Origin of the sequence: Sphingobium sp. AP50, from assembly GCF_900109095.1 — a bacterium.
Taxonomy (GTDB): Bacteria; Pseudomonadota; Alphaproteobacteria; order Sphingomonadales; family Sphingomonadaceae; genus Sphingobium.
This window is the reverse complement of sequence record NZ_FNYZ01000007.1, coordinates 121,330-137,684: the sequence shown is the minus strand read 5'-3', so window position 1 is coordinate 137,684 and position 16,355 is coordinate 121,330. Positions and strand designations below refer to the sequence as shown.

Genomic DNA, 16,355 nt, shown 5'->3' with positions numbered 1-16,355 from the left:
GCATCCGCTAAAGCCGATGTTTTCGGATCATTGCTATTGACGCGCTAGATGACTGGAAGCTTTGCTCGTCTCCGTTACGATAGCGTTTCACCGCTGCGGATGGTTCATTCGATACTCCGCCTCGATCATCGAGCGATCGATAGCCGAACCTGTATGCAACGGAATTACATTCCGCTCTGGAGGGGTACATGCGCTGGCGGCTGCAAGCAGCTGATCAACCATCCAACGCAGTGCCCGGTCATTGTTGTTCGCAATATTCCACTGTATCGTCTCTCGAATTGGAGGGATGGCAAAGGGAATTTCGCGCATCACCAAAGGCAGTGACCGGACGAAAACCTCAGCCATACGTCGATGCATGGTAGCCACCCGGTTGGTGCCAGCAATAAGTCCCGGAAGGGACAGGAATGTTGGTGCGACAACTTCAATGCGCCGTTGCTGCTTTTGCCGGCGGACGAACCAGTCATCGAAAGCTGGCACTCGCGCCTTGCCAAATCGGGCAGTAATATGCCCGAGTTCAAAGTAAAGCTCCCTTGTCATTGGAACCGACATCGCAGGATTATCACGAGAGCCGACGACAACGTAATCATCTTCAAACAGAAGCTGACTTGGATGGTCTGCAGAAATTGCATAGTCTATGGTCAGTAAAAGGTCGATATATCCTCGTTCGATCGCCTCAATAGGCGAGTCATGCATCGGGTGTATTTCAAACCGGATATTAGGCGCATCCCTTTCGAGATCGGCGATTACACCCGCTAGGAGTACCTCGGTGGAATAGTCCGAGGCCATGATCCGGATAACCCTTTCTGCAGTGGCAGGATCAAACGGCGGTGCGACAGCCACCGTTGTCCGGATCTGCTCTAGGACGGTGCGGACGGGATCGATCAGTTCCTCAGCACGAGCCGTCAGAATCATGTGGCGGCCTTTGAGGACGAGTAGGTCGTCCTCAAAATATTCACGAAGGCGGCCAAGAGCGCTGGAGGTTGCCGACTGCGACAGACAAAGGCGATCAGCTGCCATACTAACGCTTCGCTCGGTCAGCAAAGCGTCCAGTGCAACAAGCAGGTTGAGATCAAGCCGTCCGAATCGCATCGCCATCTCCATCGCCCCTTATATCAATGACAGGGCGTTACGGACGAGCGTAGCAGGGTTTCCATCATGGGCCAATCCGGCCTGCTCAGCGGCCCGCGTCTCAAGCCTTGGTTGCCTCGCAAATGCATCTTCAAGCTGCTGATCCGGCTTATACGAAACGAGGTCCGATGGAACGTCGCATTGTGATGCAATTTCCGCTGTTAGCGCTTCCATCGAAATGTGAATGGCAGGAAGTGTAACGGCTCGTGTCGGGGGTAACAGTCTACTATCCAGAGTTATTGCCTCAACAAAATTTTCGGCGCATTTTTTCACTGATTGGGCCCAGATGGTTCCCTCTGCAGATACAGGACATTCAAACGGCTCGCCCTTCTTCAAGGCATGAAAAAGATCAGACATGAACGCAGACTTCATTCCGGACGGCCCTTTCGGCCGGGCCAAAATACCTGGCAGACGCAGCGTCACTCCATCGATCTCGTTACGATTGGAGAACATGGCGATGACGTCTTCCATCATCGCCTTGTGACCTGCATAGATCATTCTAGGGGAAAGCGGGGTTTGATCGTCGACCAAATCTGGCAATGCGTCACCAAACACCGCGATCGAACTGGCATAAACAACGCGCACACCAGGCCGCTTTTCAGAGGCTTCGACTAGTAAGTCGTACATCGCATCGACATTCACGCGCCGCGACGCAGCGGGATCGGCCTCTGCAGCACCCCCTGGCACGGTCGCCAAGTGGATCAGCGCATCATATGTCTCGCGTAGAAGGTCTTGTCGAACAGCGGGGTCTGACATTTCACCAACGACCTGCCGTATGCCGGCAAACATGCCGCCGCCGTTGACGTCAAGACCCACCACGTCATCGCCACGCAGGATTAACTGTTTGCTGATTTCGCGTCCAACAAAGCCGCCGGCACCTGTGATAATTACTCGCATCTTCCCTCCAATTCTTTGGCTGCGCGATATCAGGGCTTTGGAGACACGTCGTAACGATTCTGTCGATTGCCGCCTATTGACAGGACCAATTTGTCTGGTGACCGACATTCTGTAGATCTGCTCTCATGATAAAGAAACGAATTGGGAGCATCGCCACGGCACTTGTCGTTGGTGGAGGGATCGGCGGCATGGCGACAGCCATCAGTCTTGCTGAAAGAGGGGTAGATGTCGAACTCATCGACATCGATCCTGATTGGCGGGTGTATGGAGCGGGAATAACCATAACCGGTCCAACGCTTAGGGCTTACAAACAGCTCGGTATGATCGATGCGATCAAAGCCGAAGGTGCCATTACCAGCACAACGCGGTTGTTTCATTATGACGGCACCCACATGCTGGATCTTGATGAGCCAGCAATAGAAGAGGGGCTCCCGGCTACGGGTGGAATAATGAGACCGGTCCTGCACCGGATCATGCAGGCACGGGTCCGTGAACTCGATATTGCCATTCGCCTGGGGTTGAGCGTCAGTGCACTGGATGTGCTTGAAAATGGAACGGGTGTAACGTTCTCGGATGGGTCAACTGGCAGCTATGACCTTGTGATAGGTGCCGATAGTGTGTTTTCCAGCATCAGGTCCCTTGCATTTCCGCACATGGGCCCTGCCATGCCCACCGGGCAAGGATGCTGGCGCATTTCAATTCGCAAGCCTCCTGGCTTGGAGACAGGGGAATTTTTCCTCGGACACGCAAATCCCTGCGGCATCACAGCATGCGCCCCAGACAAGGTTTACATGTGGATGCTTACGCCCCATGTCGAACGTGAATCACATATGAATGATGACGAATTGTTTGTCACGTTGAAGGGACTGTTGGCCGATTTCGGAGGGAGCGCCGGCTGGATTCGCGACAATATGAGTCCCGAGGACTGGATAAACTACCGCCCGCTGGCAGCAGCACTTCAGCCGAAAAACTGGTTCAACAAGCGCGTCGTTCTGGTAGGTGATGCCGTGCACGCCACCACGCCGCATCTTGCATCGGGAGCGGGCATGGCAGTTGAAAGCGGCATCGTTCTGGCAGAAGAGCTTGCCCGGACAGACGATCTCGGGGAGGCGCTGTTTGCCTATCAAGAGCGACGGTTCGATCGCTGTCGTGACGTGATCGAGACCAGCGTCGCCGTCGGTCAGCTCCAACTTCAACATGGCGATCCCAAAATCCACGCAGAACTTCTGGGTGCTGCTTTGCATCGGCTTAACGCGCCATTTTAATCACGGGCTTTATCTGGGCCCGCCCTACTCCCTGACGTAAGGCCACGAGGTTCGCCACGCGATGCCCATCTTCGAGGCGAAAGAAAAGGGCCGTTCAGCGATGCAGAACGGCCCTTTCTTGATGACGGTTGTCGGTTCAGATAACGGTATTTGTGTGCTCTACCATAGGCGGTGAAGTAAAGAAGTCGCCGACCAGGTTCCGCCATGCCTGAAACCCTTCTGCGTTCCTAAAGTCGACCATATGCGCTTCGACAGTTTCCCAACCAACTATCAACAGATAGCGACCAACGTTCTCGATCGACTTTTGCAACGCAAAAGATACAAAGCCCGGCGCTTCTTCAAAATAGGGTCGGGCCATTTTTACTGCCGCTTCAAAATCAGTAGCCCGAGCTGGGTCAATAATGATAGTGGCAACTTCGTGTATCATCTCAAATCCTCTCAACAAATTCGATTAGATTGCCCGCGCAATCGCGAATGAAACAGCCAGATCCAAATTTCTCCTGTACGATGAGAGCGATGTCCACCTGCTTATGTTTCATTTCCAGCAAAAATTCCGTGAGGTCAGCGATCTGAAACGCAAGATGCTTGTTGCCATGTGTGGCCAAGTCGTCCTTCGGATCCCGGCGATCGCGGGGCAGGGGGGAAGCGCCTTCGACTTCGAATATCTCGAACCGCAGGTGGCCGTTACGCACCATGGCCGTGTGCGATCGCGCAGCCTCTATATAAAAGCGCCGTTCCAGTTGGAAACTAAGCACACGATGATACCATTCGATCGCGTCATCAAGCGAAGGAACGGACACGCCTCCGTGGTGGAACGTGAACTCAGCCATGCTTCAAACTGCTAAAGCATGGCATCGAATGTCTGCGCACACCAATCTGCGATGTAGTTTCGCATTCCCGTGCCATTGTCAGCCCCACAATGTTCGACCTCGAAATCCGCTTTGGTAAAAATACGCAACGTGCGCTTCGGACTGTTGACTGCCTGATCGTAAGATAGCTGTGCGTTGTAAACGGGTATCTGGCGATCATTCTCGCCATGGGTAATTAGGAACGGCACGCGGATATTCTCAATCTGTCCGTCGAGTGTGATTTGGTCGGCATATTCCAGAAATTCTTCACGTTTCTCGAAGCCAAATACCCACATGACATGGTCCCAATAGTGCGGTACCGGATTCTCGCCTTCATTCAACACACGCTCACGCTGGCGCTGACCCCACAGATGGTTCGCTCCCATGACTGCGCAGAGGGCATAGCGTGGATCGTTAGCGGCGATACGCGGAGCATGGTAGCCGCCGAACGACAGGCCGAAAATACCGATTTGAGAATGAATCACATCCGTGCGTGTCAATAAATAATCGAACGCAGGACTGCCCCAGCGTTCCGCGTCGTACACGGCGGGAAGATTGCGCTTGCGGATTGCTTCGCCGGTGCCCGGTTGGTCGAGGAACAGCGTATTCATGCCGCGTTCCAGATTCACTGCGCCATGCCCGGCCATATCGACCTGCTCCTTCATGGAATCGAGGCCGTTTACAGAAACCAAGGTGGGTCGCGGGGTGCCCGAGCCGTCGTGAACGAAAATTGCGGTATAGGCGCTGCCGTCATAGGGAATTTCTACCCGATCAACATGCAGACCGCGCAGTGCGCATCCCTTGTGATAGAGATTGAGCCCTCGATCGTAAGCGGCCCACCGCGGCGCATAGTCCCGACTTTGCAGGCGTTCGGCACCAAGATAGTAGCCCGAGGCACGGAGATACTTTGCACCGGCAGAAAGGCTGAACCCTTCCGCCTCGTCGCGCGCCGCATTCCTGGTGACCTGATCCGCTACCGCAATCCAGCTTTCGAACAATTGTGCGGAACCCGCATCGGCGCCCGATTGTGCGGCCTCCCGCACCGGGCGGCACACTTCGTCCAACTCGCCATGGTTGCCTCCGCAAATCAGCGCGAGATTGATACCCAGGTTCCAGACATAATTACCGGGGAATGGTTCAAACATACAGTAAATCCTATTCAGCGGTCCAGCCGCCATCGACCACGAGACTGGTTCCAGTCATCAGTGCGGACGCGTGTGAGGCAAGAAACAAAACGGCCCCCATCAGATCTTCAGGCTGGCCAATGCGACCGAGCTTGATCTTCGAGAGAACACTGGCTCGAAACACCGGGTCATCGAACATCGGCTTGGTCATCGGCGTTTCGATAAATGTCGGGGCAATTGTGTTCGAACGTATCTTGTAGGGCGCAAGGTCGAGCGCGAAGCTCTTGTTCATACCCTCAAGAGCCCATTTGCTGGCGCAATATAGCGAGCGGTTGGGTCCGCCGACATGGCCCATCTGGCTACCCATGTGGATCAATGACCCTGCCGTGCCAGTTGCAATCATGCGTTTGACGCATGCCTGGGTAACGAAGAATGCAGCTTTCAGGTTCAAACCCAGTACCGCATCATAGTCAGCGTCTGTCACGTCCCACATCGGTTTGGGTCGATTGGTCCCCGCATTGTTGACAAGAATGTGAAACGGTTCGTGCGCGTCGAAAAACGCGTTGACTGCGTCAAGGTCCGACACGTCGAGAGGCTCTGCGCGTGTTCCGTGACCAATAGCGCGGGCAGCAGCGTCAATCTCTTCCGCAGAGCGTGCTACGACCGTCACATCCGCCCCCGCTTCGGCCAGTGCTGCTGCTGCAGCGACGCCAATGCCACGACCCGCGCCCGTTACGATCGCACGCATTCCGTCGAGACGGAAGGAAGGTGTCTTGGGGATTACTGTGCCGGACGTCATAGCGCGATACAGCGGTTGAGGTGTTCGTTGCGCAACTCACGCAATTGTATTGTGACCTTGGCCGTTTCCATTCGGTCAAAGCCATGCGGTGCCCCAGCAAAGATATGTAATGTCGTCGGCACGCCATCCCTGATCAGGCGTTGCGCAAACCCTAGATTCTCGTCGACCACTGGATCAAGTGCCCCAACTGCCAGGAATATGGGAGGCAGCCCAGTAAGGTTTTCAGCTCGGCCGGGTGCCGCGTAGAGGGTAACGTGATCTGTTTCAACACCACGAAGGTAGCTTGTCCATGCGAACCGGATATGACTGGCACTAAGGCCAATTGAACCCGCGTAAGGATGCGCAGGCCTTGAGATTGCCCGGTCGTCAAGCGGCGAATAGACCATCGACAGCCCGACAATGCCGTGGTCATCCCCATCGTCCCTGCATCGAAGAGCAACACCAGCGGCGATGTTCGCGCCCGCACTTTCACCGGCCAGCACAATCCGATCCGCGTCAAAGCCCTGATCTTGGGCAGCAGATCGCACCCAGCGCAACGCAGCCATCACGTCCTGATGCGCTGCGGGAAACGGGTATTCCGGCGCAAGCCGATAATCGACCGAAACCACGGCGCAAGATGAGTTGCGTGCCATATCCACCAGCGTCGAGCCACTAGTCTCCGGCGTGCCGAATATCCACCCGCCAGGGTGAGCGTGGACTACAACCGGCGTCAGTTCGGTTGCGTCAAGCGGCCTGACCACCACGATTCTGAGTGTCGTTCCGTCCGCCCTGTCAAGGTAATGCGCCTTAACGTCCACACCAGCTTTGGCGATTGGCGAGCCTGCCATCGCCTGACGCAGGATGGGAATAGTTTCGTCCGAAAAGGCAGGCGTCGGCACATCTATAAACAGCGGCGCGAGCTGCGGATCAAGGAGCGATTGGGGGGTCATACGCGCGTCAGTTCGCTGGGTTCTGCTTGCCCTGCATAGGGCACATTGCGGCCACCATAGCGTCTCACGCGAATATTTGCCTGTTCCCCGTGACCGGCAAAGCCTTCTAGCCCGCACAGGCGGCTGCAATATTCGCCAACAAGTGCCGACGCCTCGTCCGTCGTCACTTTCTGATAAGTGCAGGTCTTAAGGAACTTCCCAACCCACAGACCGCCAGTGTAGCGCGCAGCTTTTTTGGTAGGCAAGGTGTGATTGGTGCCGATTACCTTGTCGCCGAAACTGACGTTAGTGCGCGCTCCCAGAAACAATGCGCCATAATTGGTCATGGTGTGCAGGAAATAATCGGGATCGGCGGTCATGACCTGCACGTGCTCGCTGGCAATGTCATCAGCGATGCGGACCATTTCCTCGTAACTCTCGGCAACGATCACCTCACCAAACGTCTCCCAGGCTTTGCGGGCATAATCGGCCGTCGGCAGGATCTGGAGCAGGCGCTCAATCTCAGCCATAGTTGCGCGCGCGAACTTCTCGCTGTTCGTTAGCAAGACGCCGGGACTGTCGGGACCATGTTCGACCTGCCCCAGAATATCGGTTGCAGCCAGTTCAGGATCGCAGCCTATTTCATCTGCGATGATGAGCGTTTCGGTGGGACCTGCAAACAGATCAATCCCGACACGGCCAAACAGTTGCCGCTTTGCTTCTGCAACAAAGGCGTTGCCAGGGCCAACCAGTATATCGACCGGATCAATGCTTTGGGTACCAATGGCCATTGCGCCGATCGCCTGTATACCCCCGAGTGCGTAGATCGCATCTGCGCCTGCCATAGCTTGCGCGGCAACGATTGCGCGGGCAGGCTTGCCCTGAAAGGGCGGCGCGCAGGTAACGACGCGCTTAACGCCTGCCACCTTGGCGGTAATTACGCTCATGTGCGCGCTCGCGAGCAGGGGATATTTGCCGCCTGGAACATAGCAGCCTGCCGCATTTATCGGCACATTTTTATGACCCAGCACCACTCCTGGCATGGTTTCAACTTCGACATCCAGCATAGAGTTGCGCTGCACCTGCGCGAAGTTGCGTACCTGCGCCTGCGCGAATTCGATGTCCTTGCGTTCCTGCGGCGACAGACTGTCAACAGCGGCACTGATCTCCGCGTCTGACAAGCGATAATCCTCGCGATCCCATCCGTCGAACTTGATGCTCATTTCACGAAGGGCGGTATCGCCGCGTTGTTCAATGTCGCTCAGCGCGGCTTCTACGATGTCGCGTACCTTGCGATCGGCTTGCGCTTTGACGTCCGCAGCCTCGCCACGCTTCAACCATTGGGCCATGGTGCTCTCCCGGAATGTTAATTAATCGTGCGGATGCCTTTGCATGAGGAAACCTGTGCGGACCATCAGATAGTATCGATGCAACGCTATCGACCAAATGCCTTTGTCTTCGCCGCGCAGCTTCCATAACGACAGCGACGACAGCTAGACGGGAGAGAGCAAAGATGCGGCTGGCCACCCTGCGCGATGGTTCGAAAGATGGGAGACTTGTTATAGTCTCACCCGATGGGCTACATTATTCCCCCGCTCCGGCGAGAACCATGCAGTTAGCCCTTGAGCAATGGCAATCCATTGCGCCCGATCTCTGGGCTGATACCAAATTTGAAGAGCCGCTCGATGTTAGCGCGCTTTCTGCGCCCTTGCCGCGCGCATGGCAATGGCTCGACGGGTCAGCTTTTCAGAGCCATGGTGATCTGATGTGCCAAGTGCTTGGCATGGATCCTATCGAGACAACAGTTCCCCTCATGTATCAAGGCGTATCTGATACTTTTTATGGCCCCCTCGATGACGTAAAGTTTCCTGATGAATCGCTCGGCATAGATTTTGAGGGTGAGTTCGGCGTGATCGTCGATGCGGTTCCGATGGGCGCCACCGCCGCTCAAGCAATGCATCATATCAAGTTGATCGTGCAGATCAACGATTGGTCGCTGCGAGCGCTTGCCGGCCCTGAAATGAAGACGGGGTTTGGTTGGGTGCAGGCGAAGCCGCCATGTACAATGGCACCATTTGCAATCACACCAGACGAACTTGGCGCAAACTGGCGGAATGGGCGGGTCTGCCTGGATCTGAACGTAGCATGGAACGGTGCACATTTCGGCAGCGCCAATGGCGAACCGATGGGGCACGGCTTTCACGAACTGGTGGCCCACGCTGCCCGTACTCGCGATCTTGTGCCTGGTACGGTCATAGGCTCTGGGACAGTTTCCAACGCCAATTTCCGCGAAGTAGGCTCATCCTGCATCGCTGAACGACGGGGAATTGAAGTGATCGATTTGGGCGAGGCGAAAACGAGTTTCATGAAATTCGGTGACAGTGTGCGGATGGAGGGCGTCGATGCTCAGGGCCGCGCACCCTTTGGGACCATCGCACAGCGTGTTGTCCGTGGCTGAAGGGCTTTCTGACCCCGCGCCGGTCAAGCTTGTCATCTTGCCATGCACCTGTCCTGGTCTGAGCAGGGCAGGGCTTCGTTACCATCTTGAGTCAATCCACGGCCCGATGGTTGTGGATGAACCAGATGTTTCCAGGCGCTTTACCACTTACGTGCATCACTACGTGCGCGATCTGCCATCGCGAGACGACTCGATCCTTGAGGATCGCGATGCTGTTACGATCATCCGTACGCCGACCATGGCTGACCTCGCCATGTCAAAATCCAACGCCGCCTATCGTGACCGTATTGGACCAGATGAAGACAATTTTCGTAAAATTGAAGGCTCAGTTGCCTTGCTTGCCCACGAGATTGAAGTTGCGCCGTATGCGGATGAAGCGCCGGCTAAATTATTCTTCTTTCGTGATGCTGCACTCGATCTTGGATCGGGGTGGGCTGAGGAGTTGAGTAAAATAGTCGCTGACAAGAACCTGCATGGCGCGGTCGTCAACGACGCGAAAGTCATTGAAGGTCATTTCCCCTATGCGCAGTTTGACGAAATCGGGTTGTCAAAAGGGTGTGATATTCCCGAGCTAGTAGCCGTCATCGGTGCAGCCGCACTCGCACATTTCGGAGCGGCAGATACAAAAATTCTGCTCACCGAACCTGTCCGTTTTATCTAAGTTGGAGCTTTTATGGAATTGTCTGATTCAGGACTTCCGCCCGTACAGCGGGTTGTTACCGGTCATAATGGAGATGGCCGCGCGGTGTTCAAGTCCGAAGATATTTCACCTACCAAATTCATCCCGTCGGGTGATGCGTCGTTTTTGCTGATCTGGACCACGAAAACCGTGCCTGCGGACAATAATGATGAAACTGATGGTCGTCACCGCGACGCGGGGCTGACGCTCGAAGGTGGATCTGTAATCCGTATCGTGGACATGCTACCGGGAAAAGAAAGCCCAATGCATCGCACAAACTCGATTGATTATGGCATTGTTCTTGAGGGTGAAATTGAATTGGAGCTGGAGGATGGAGCGCGGAAAACAATTGAGCAGGGCGGCATCATTATCCAGCGCGGCACCAATCATCTGTGGCGGAACAAGACCGAACGAGTGTGTCGTATCGCCTTCATCCTGATTGAGGCGCCAGCGTACATCCATAATGGTGCGCCGCTGCCGGAGGACAAGCCTGAAGCAACACCAGATTATCGATGAGCCATCGGCCATAAACCGCTTATTTCTTTGTCCAGCAAATCAGCCATTGTCACCGGTCTAACACGTGGCATTGGCCGCGGCGGAAACGTTAACTGCTACAGGTGCCCGCGTTGTGATTCGAACGACAATCAGGACGACATCATCACTATTTCGGAAGATTCTGGTACACCAGGATTGGCTGTGGAAAAAGAGATGAAGTACAGCTCGACGCTCTCGCCGCTTTGGTTCGTGTGGGGACTGAGGCGCTGGATGTTCTGTACTGAATTGCAGCCATTGCTGGCAAGGTGGGCACCGTTGCGGATATTGATTGAATGGCTATAATCGAGAAGTTCCTATAAATTTGCGCGGTCAGATAGTCCGTTTTAACTATGCAGCGCCGCATATTGCGACATGCGTGGACGACACGATCATGCTCAAGACTCTGCGGGAATGGCCGAACAAGGCCTGGGCGTTGGTCAAACCCGGAGGTGCTCAGTTCGCGCAGAACTCCGCTTTGGAAGGGGAGCCTTCTGGGATCCGAACCAAAGCCATCTCGCCCCATTACGTTGCACTACCTTGCCGGCAGCTGCTTGAGGACCAGCACTTCAGAAAACCCGGATGGTAAGGATACCGCTCCGGGCGCCCTGGGACAGTCGTGGACATTGCTGGTGCGGCCGCGTTTGTCTGCCGCTACAATGCATGCCCTCGTCACCGGAGACAAACTCGTCATCGAGGGTAGCTCGATGAGCAATGACGGCGGCTTCTGACAACGGTCACGTGGCTGTTTATGAACGGGCGGGCCTTAGATCGCGCGATCAAGACCATCAAGGCACCGGAGGGAAGCAGTGCTACCGTCGGAAGGCTTTGATACGATAAGTCAGGGGTTTGGCTTCACATAGCAGACAAGCGGCTGCGATCGATAATCCTTCATAAAGTCTGTCATCCTGATCCAGCGGCGTGACTTGAAAGTTCCGCAATCGTTCAAACCGGAGCAGACCTCAGCTTGGCGGCCCATGGCATAGCATTGGACTGGCCCAAGCCAAATCAAGGGATCGGCATCTCGCAGCGCAGGTTAATGAAGAGGTGTCGAAAAAAAGCGCGCCGGAAAGAGAGGGTTGAGACGCAGGAGGGTGTAGGTTTGCGAGCCATTAATCTTCGATGATTGCGACTGCGCGGGTCCATCCAGCCGACGCGCCCTTGATCTTGTGAGGGAAACAGCTGACCATGAAGCCATGCGGGGGTAATGCCTCGAGATTGTGCAGCTTTTCAAGGTGACAGTAGCCGATCTCGCGTCCGGCCTTGTGGCCCTCCCAGATGAGCGATGTATCGCCGGTTTCCATAACTTTCTGCGCCGTGTAGCGAAACGGCGCGTCCCAGCTCCAAGCATCCGTGCCGGTCACCCGTACGCCGCGGGACGTAAGGTACATCGTTGCCTCATAGCCCATGCCACAGCCACGGTTCACGAAATCGGGGTCCCCCAACGCACCGCCGGCAGCCGTGTTTACAAGAACGATGTCAAACGGCTGCAGGCTATATCCGATACGCGCCAACTCGGCTTCAACATCGTTCGCGGTCGCCACGTAGCCATCGGCGAAGTGTCGGAAGTCCAGTTTGACCCCCGGCCGGAAGCACCAGTCCAGCGGGATTTCGTCGATCGTCATAGCTGGATTGCCACCATCCTGCGTCGGGTGGAAATGCCATGGCGCATCAAGATGCGTACCGTTGTGCGTAGAAAGCGTAATCGTTTCGGCGGCCGCAAATCCTTCGCCCCCAGGGACTTCCTCCGCAGTTACTCCGGGAAAGAAATGGCCCATTTCCGGCATCGTTTCTCGGTGTGAACTGTATTGAATGTGTGGACGCATGAAAGGCGGGTCTGTGATGACATCATTCTCAAGCGTGATCGAGATGTCTATGAAGCGTCGCGTCATGAGGTTGCTCCGTCCAAGGTCTCGGCAAACCAGTCGGCGATCAGGTCGCGACCGAAGGACATGTTGTCTGCGCCTACATGCTCGATGCCACCTTCGCGGGGCGTGAAAATCTTGAGCTTGGCTTTTGAGCTGTTTGTAAGTTGTGCATAAGCTTGATGTGCATATTCGACGCTGATCTGGCGGTCATTTGCACCGTGCGTGACCAGGAATGGAACTTTGATCCTTTCCATATGCCCATTGAGATTCATATCGGCCGTCTTTGCATGGAAATCTTCCATATCGCTGGCGCCGAACACCCACATGACATGCGCCCAGTAGTGAGGCACCGGATTTTCACCTTCCTGGCGCAAGCGTTTCTGCTGGACTTCGGCCCAGTTGTGATTGGCGCCCCAGCAGGCCCCCGACGCAAAGCGCGGTTCATAAGCAACGGCGCGCGGCGCATAGTGGCCGCCCAGCGAGATTCCTGTCATCCCTATGCGGCTAGGATCAATATCCTTTTGTGTTTCGAGCCAGTCGACCGCCCGTGACGCCCATTGCTCACTGTGGGGCGTTGCAAGCAGGTTTTGGAGTCTCAGGGCCTCCCCTGTGCCGGGCTGGTCAACGCAAAGAGTAGAGATACCACGCTGCGCAAGCGCTTGCGGCAGCCCAGACCAATACAGCAGCTCTTTGCAACTATCTAATCCATTACAATAGACGACTGCTGGCTTTTGGCCGTCACCAGGCGCTCTGGTCCATAAAGCTGGCATCGTGCCGGTTTGCAAAGGGATCTCGACCCGAGCGCAGTTGGCTTTGGAAAGTGCCATGCCGCGATCAAAACAATCTCGAGCGCGCTTGAAGGTTTCGGTACGTCCCGGAGTGCCATGCGCCTGCATACGCTCACCGTTCAGCAAATAAAGTGCAGCCCGCTCAAGTTTGACGCCTGCCGACAGGATGCGGCCGTGAGCTTCGTCCTCAATGGCCAGTTCAATCAGCGTGTCGGCCTTGGCCATCCATGCCTTCATGAACGCTTCAGTACCATTGTCGGCGCTTGACCCTGCTGCATCCTTGGCCGCTGCGATGATGTCGACGATCTCGCCAACCCGCGCGCCAGACTCCATCGCAATAGCGACAGACAGGTTCCAGATATAGTTGGGGAAAGGCTCAAAAAGGGCCATGGATCAGGCCTCCGCCGACTGGAATAGGCCACTATCGGCTTCAGGATGAGGCATGGTTTGCGGGCCCCCCACACCGATGCCCCATTGGTCCATCAGCAGCGGGGAGGGGGCATGCACCTTTGGTTCCCAGGTTGCCTCGTCAACAACTTCGAGCTCGGAGGTATACTCGACGGCAAAGCCGGACGGCGTTACAAAATAGCTGAAAGTATTGTTGCCTGCGGTGTGGCGTCCAGGACCCCATCGGATGTCGACAGCTTTTTCCCGTAACCGATGAATGCCGCGCATCATTCCATCAACGCCCTCCATGTCATAGGCAACATGATTGAGGCAAGCCGGTCCAGGGAGGATCGCGATACGGTGGTGAGCCGAGTTGCAGCGCAGGAAGCTCATGAAATCGCCAATCCAGTCTGATAGGCGGAAGCCCAGTATGTCGATGAACCACTGCGTGAGGGCCTTGTGGTCGGGAGAGTGCAGAACAATGTGACTGATTTTCAAGGGGACGCCGTCCCAGCGCGCAACCGCCACGGCCGCACCGGGGGTGACATCGCTCGAAATTTCAAATGGTAGGCCGTCGGGCGAAAAAAAACGAAAGCCATAGCCACCGCCCGGCGATGCAAGGTCTTGCGGCTTAGAAATGATTGTTGCCCCCGAAACAGAAACCTTTGTGTGCAGTGCGTCGACATCCTCCCGACTGTCAGCTGCCAAAGAGATCACATCAATCCGTTTCATGTCGGCCCGGCGTAAACGCACGACGTGGTGCTCGAATGCGCCCTTGGCCTTGAAATAGGCCATGCCATCATGTGAGGGTACAAGATCGAGGCCCCATTTGGAGGCATAGAAATCGACCTCGGGGTCGAAGTCGGGCGTGGCGTACCCAACATAGCGAATTTCGGTGACACGGCTCATGACGGCTGTCCTTCGATCAAATAGATTGTGCGATGACTTCGAACATCGCTTTGGTGGCTGCTGCCTGCTCGACGACCGGACCAGTCCCAATCTGTCCGAGGCAGAGCGAAAGTGAGGTCTCTACGATAAATTTGCATCGCGCGTGTCTTCGCGCGCGATAGGCGACAAAAGCCTCGTCGGGCGTGTTGGCCCGATCGATCTCATCCGCCAGCACAAGACTGTCCTCAATGGCCATTCCTGCGCCTTGCCCTAAGTGCGGCGTCGTTGCGTGAACAGCATCGCCAAGCAGGACAGTGCGACCCTTGTGCCAGTCGCCGCTTAGAAAGAGCGTCTCGAGAGGCTTGTAAACCACAGCAGAATCATCGGTTATCTGTGTCGCCAGTTTCGAGATCGCAGCAGGCATGCCGACCAACTTGCCTCGCATAGTTGCAGCAAGGCCCTCCACGGGATACCGTGGATTTTCCGGCTCGGGAGTGGTGACAAACATGTACATCAGATCTGAGGATAGAGGAACAAGCCCAGCACCTACCGCGCCTTCATATGCCTGAAGACAGTCAAGTTCATGGGGTTTCGAAAAGTTATAGCGCCACACCGCTTGCCCTGTGAACGCCGGTTTGGGTCCGTCGGGAAATGTCTGTTGCCTGGTGCGGGAGTATAGTCCGTCGGCCCCGATCACTATATCGAACCGCTCTGAACCTCCGTGCGAGAGGCGTACTGTGACCTGGGTTCCGTCGTCTGCAAGACCTTCGGCCGTAACACCCAATCGAACATTGGCTCCTGCCGCCTGTGCCTGCTGACCAAGAACTTTATGTAATGCTCGCCGTCCGATTCCGACGCTTGCCGGATAGCCCTCGACTAGCTTGGGTGATGGAATGCGTGCAACCTTCCGTCCTGTCGGTGTAAATATTTCGACAAAATCAAAGCCGAACCCTGCGTCAAGATATTCGTCGATTATGCCCAATTGCTTTACCGCACGAATGGCATTGCCCTGCTGGATGATTCCCACGCCGTAGACGGACCAATCTGGATCCTTTTCGATAATCGTTACTTTGTGGCCCGAGCGACAAAGAGCAATCCCCGAAGTCAGGCCGCCGATTCCGCCCCCGACGATGAGTATATTTTGGTTTTGCAAGGCACTGTTCTCCCACGCACCTCATATGATGCGAGTAGATGTCACCCAAATTGATAGTGTTGATAGATTGCTACCTGCCCTGCAAATAGCTACCGGCTAACCCACTAGTCTCATGAATTTGTTGACATAGGTGTTTGAGGGTTGCGGTCTGGACGGTGGGTCTGATGGCTCCGTGCTTACTATCCCTGTGGTCGAACGAAGCTTGGCAGGCGATTGAACCTCAATGCTGAAGTTGCAGGCCATGCCGCTTCGTATGCGATAGACGCGCTTTAGATCAGGCACTGCGCGCGCAATCAGTCCTTCTGTCACTGTCAACCATGGGGACGCGGCATCGAGCGAGGTGAATGCCTTTTTTGCCTGCGACCCGGGACACGGTCTTGCCCCCGTAGCTCGAATGTTTCTTGCCCAGTAGGCGCTACAGCTGGCAAACTTGCATCTCAGTCGCGCGGAAGGCTGTTGCGATAACAAGATCTTCGCTGACCGCGGCGACCGTGAGCGCGCCCCGGATCATCAGCCGTCGCCAAGCGAAGAGCTAGCTGCCCCAGATGCCGCGGCGGTGGGCGCGACCCTCGGCACCGACCTGTATGGCGAATAGGTGCGCTCGACTATGCGACTCCTCTCCTCCGTGCCGCGC

The 16,355-nt window shown here is 55.7% G+C and carries 16 protein-coding genes; 4 read left to right on the top strand and 12 right to left on the bottom strand.

All coding sequences use genetic code 11. The features are described 5' to 3' along the window. Positions 1 to 87 precede the first annotated feature (87 nt). Both BMY84_RS13740 and BMY84_RS13735 read right to left on the bottom strand, forming a co-directional pair. Positions 88 to 1,095 carry a LysR family transcriptional regulator gene (locus BMY84_RS13740; RefSeq protein WP_237236425.1) on the bottom strand — a complete coding sequence of 336 codons (1,008 nt, stop codon included), beginning with the start codon at positions 1,093 to 1,095 and terminating at the stop codon, positions 88 to 90. A gap of 12 nt (positions 1,096 to 1,107) precedes the next feature. Continuing rightward, a complete protein-coding gene (locus BMY84_RS13735; RefSeq protein ID WP_093084543.1) occupies positions 1,108 to 2,025 on the bottom strand; it encodes an NAD-dependent epimerase/dehydratase family protein in 918 nt (305 codons plus the stop codon). 125 nt (positions 2,026 to 2,150) lie between these two features. Here BMY84_RS13735 and BMY84_RS13730 point away from each other — a divergent pair, with 125 nt between their 5' ends. Continuing rightward, the gene (locus tag BMY84_RS13730; protein WP_069064674.1) at positions 2,151 to 3,290 is read left to right on the top strand and encodes an FAD-dependent monooxygenase; all 1,140 of its coding nucleotides are present in this window, start codon (positions 2,151 to 2,153) and stop codon (positions 3,288 to 3,290) included. 136 nt (positions 3,291 to 3,426) lie between these two features. Here the strand turns inward: BMY84_RS13730 and BMY84_RS13725 are convergent, their stop codons facing one another. Genes BMY84_RS13725 through hisD form a run of 6 tightly spaced genes read right to left on the bottom strand, consistent with a single transcriptional unit; the run spans position 3,427 to position 8,318 of the window. Continuing rightward, the gene (locus tag BMY84_RS13725) at positions 3,427 to 3,717 is read right to left on the bottom strand and encodes an antibiotic biosynthesis monooxygenase family protein (RefSeq protein ID WP_093084542.1); all 291 of its coding nucleotides are present in this window, start codon (positions 3,715 to 3,717) and stop codon (positions 3,427 to 3,429) included. A 1-nt stretch (position 3,718) separates the two neighbouring features. Then, a complete protein-coding gene (locus tag BMY84_RS13720) occupies positions 3,719 to 4,120 on the bottom strand; it encodes a VOC family protein (RefSeq protein ID WP_093084540.1) in 402 nt (133 codons plus the stop codon). Positions 4,121 to 4,131: 11 nt separating this feature from the next. Further along, a complete protein-coding gene (locus tag BMY84_RS13715; protein WP_069064671.1) occupies positions 4,132 to 5,283 on the bottom strand; it encodes an alpha/beta hydrolase family protein in 1,152 nt (383 codons plus the stop codon). Positions 5,284 to 5,293: 10 nt separating this feature from the next. Then, entirely contained in the window at positions 5,294 to 6,061 is a 768-nt protein-coding gene (locus tag BMY84_RS13710; protein WP_069064670.1) for an SDR family NAD(P)-dependent oxidoreductase, read from the bottom strand. Beyond that, positions 6,058 to 6,990, bottom strand: coding sequence for an alpha/beta hydrolase (locus BMY84_RS13705; RefSeq protein ID WP_093084539.1), 933 nt, complete (start codon positions 6,988 to 6,990; stop codon positions 6,058 to 6,060). The genes BMY84_RS13710 and BMY84_RS13705 overlap by 4 nt, the downstream gene beginning before the upstream one ends. Next, on the bottom strand, positions 6,987 to 8,318 hold the full coding sequence (hisD, locus tag BMY84_RS13700; protein ID WP_069064668.1) for a histidinol dehydrogenase: 1,332 nt from the start codon (positions 8,316 to 8,318) through the stop codon (positions 6,987 to 6,989). Before hisD ends, BMY84_RS13705 begins: the two co-directional genes overlap by 4 nt. 164 nt (positions 8,319 to 8,482) lie before the next feature. On the opposite strand from hisD, the gene BMY84_RS13695 reads away from it, so the two are divergent. Genes BMY84_RS13695 through BMY84_RS13685 form a run of 3 tightly spaced genes read left to right on the top strand, consistent with a single transcriptional unit; the run spans position 8,483 to position 10,622 of the window. Beyond that, positions 8,483 to 9,427: a fumarylacetoacetate hydrolase family protein gene (locus BMY84_RS13695; RefSeq protein ID WP_093084537.1), complete on the top strand. Its 945-nt coding sequence runs from the start codon at positions 8,483 to 8,485 to the stop codon at positions 9,425 to 9,427. Then, complete coding sequence (locus tag BMY84_RS13690; protein ID WP_143075046.1) at positions 9,420 to 10,088, top strand: EthD domain-containing protein; 669 nt, start codon at positions 9,420 to 9,422, stop codon at positions 10,086 to 10,088. The genes BMY84_RS13695 and BMY84_RS13690 overlap by 8 nt, the downstream gene beginning before the upstream one ends. Before the next feature lie 12 nt (positions 10,089 to 10,100). After that, complete coding sequence (locus BMY84_RS13685) at positions 10,101 to 10,622, top strand: cupin domain-containing protein (RefSeq protein ID WP_069064665.1); 522 nt, start codon at positions 10,101 to 10,103, stop codon at positions 10,620 to 10,622. 1,127 nt (positions 10,623 to 11,749) lie between these two features. Here the strand turns inward: BMY84_RS13685 and BMY84_RS13675 are convergent. The 4 genes from BMY84_RS13675 to BMY84_RS13660 are packed head-to-tail and all read right to left on the bottom strand — an operon-like array spanning position 11,750 to position 15,721. Beyond that, complete coding sequence (locus BMY84_RS13675) at positions 11,750 to 12,529, bottom strand: cyclase family protein (protein ID WP_093084532.1); 780 nt, start codon at positions 12,527 to 12,529, stop codon at positions 11,750 to 11,752. After that, positions 12,526 to 13,683 carry an alpha/beta hydrolase family protein gene (locus tag BMY84_RS13670; protein WP_093084530.1) on the bottom strand — a complete coding sequence of 386 codons (1,158 nt, stop codon included), beginning with the start codon at positions 13,681 to 13,683 and terminating at the stop codon, positions 12,526 to 12,528. Before BMY84_RS13670 ends, BMY84_RS13675 begins: the two co-directional genes overlap by 4 nt. 3 nt (positions 13,684 to 13,686) lie before the next feature. Continuing rightward, the gene (locus BMY84_RS13665; RefSeq protein ID WP_093084529.1) at positions 13,687 to 14,589 is read right to left on the bottom strand and encodes a VOC family protein; all 903 of its coding nucleotides are present in this window, start codon (positions 14,587 to 14,589) and stop codon (positions 13,687 to 13,689) included. A gap of 16 nt (positions 14,590 to 14,605) precedes the next feature. Then, a complete protein-coding gene (locus BMY84_RS13660; protein WP_093084527.1) occupies positions 14,606 to 15,721 on the bottom strand; it encodes an FAD-dependent oxidoreductase in 1,116 nt (371 codons plus the stop codon). Positions 15,722 to 16,355 lie beyond the last annotated feature (634 nt).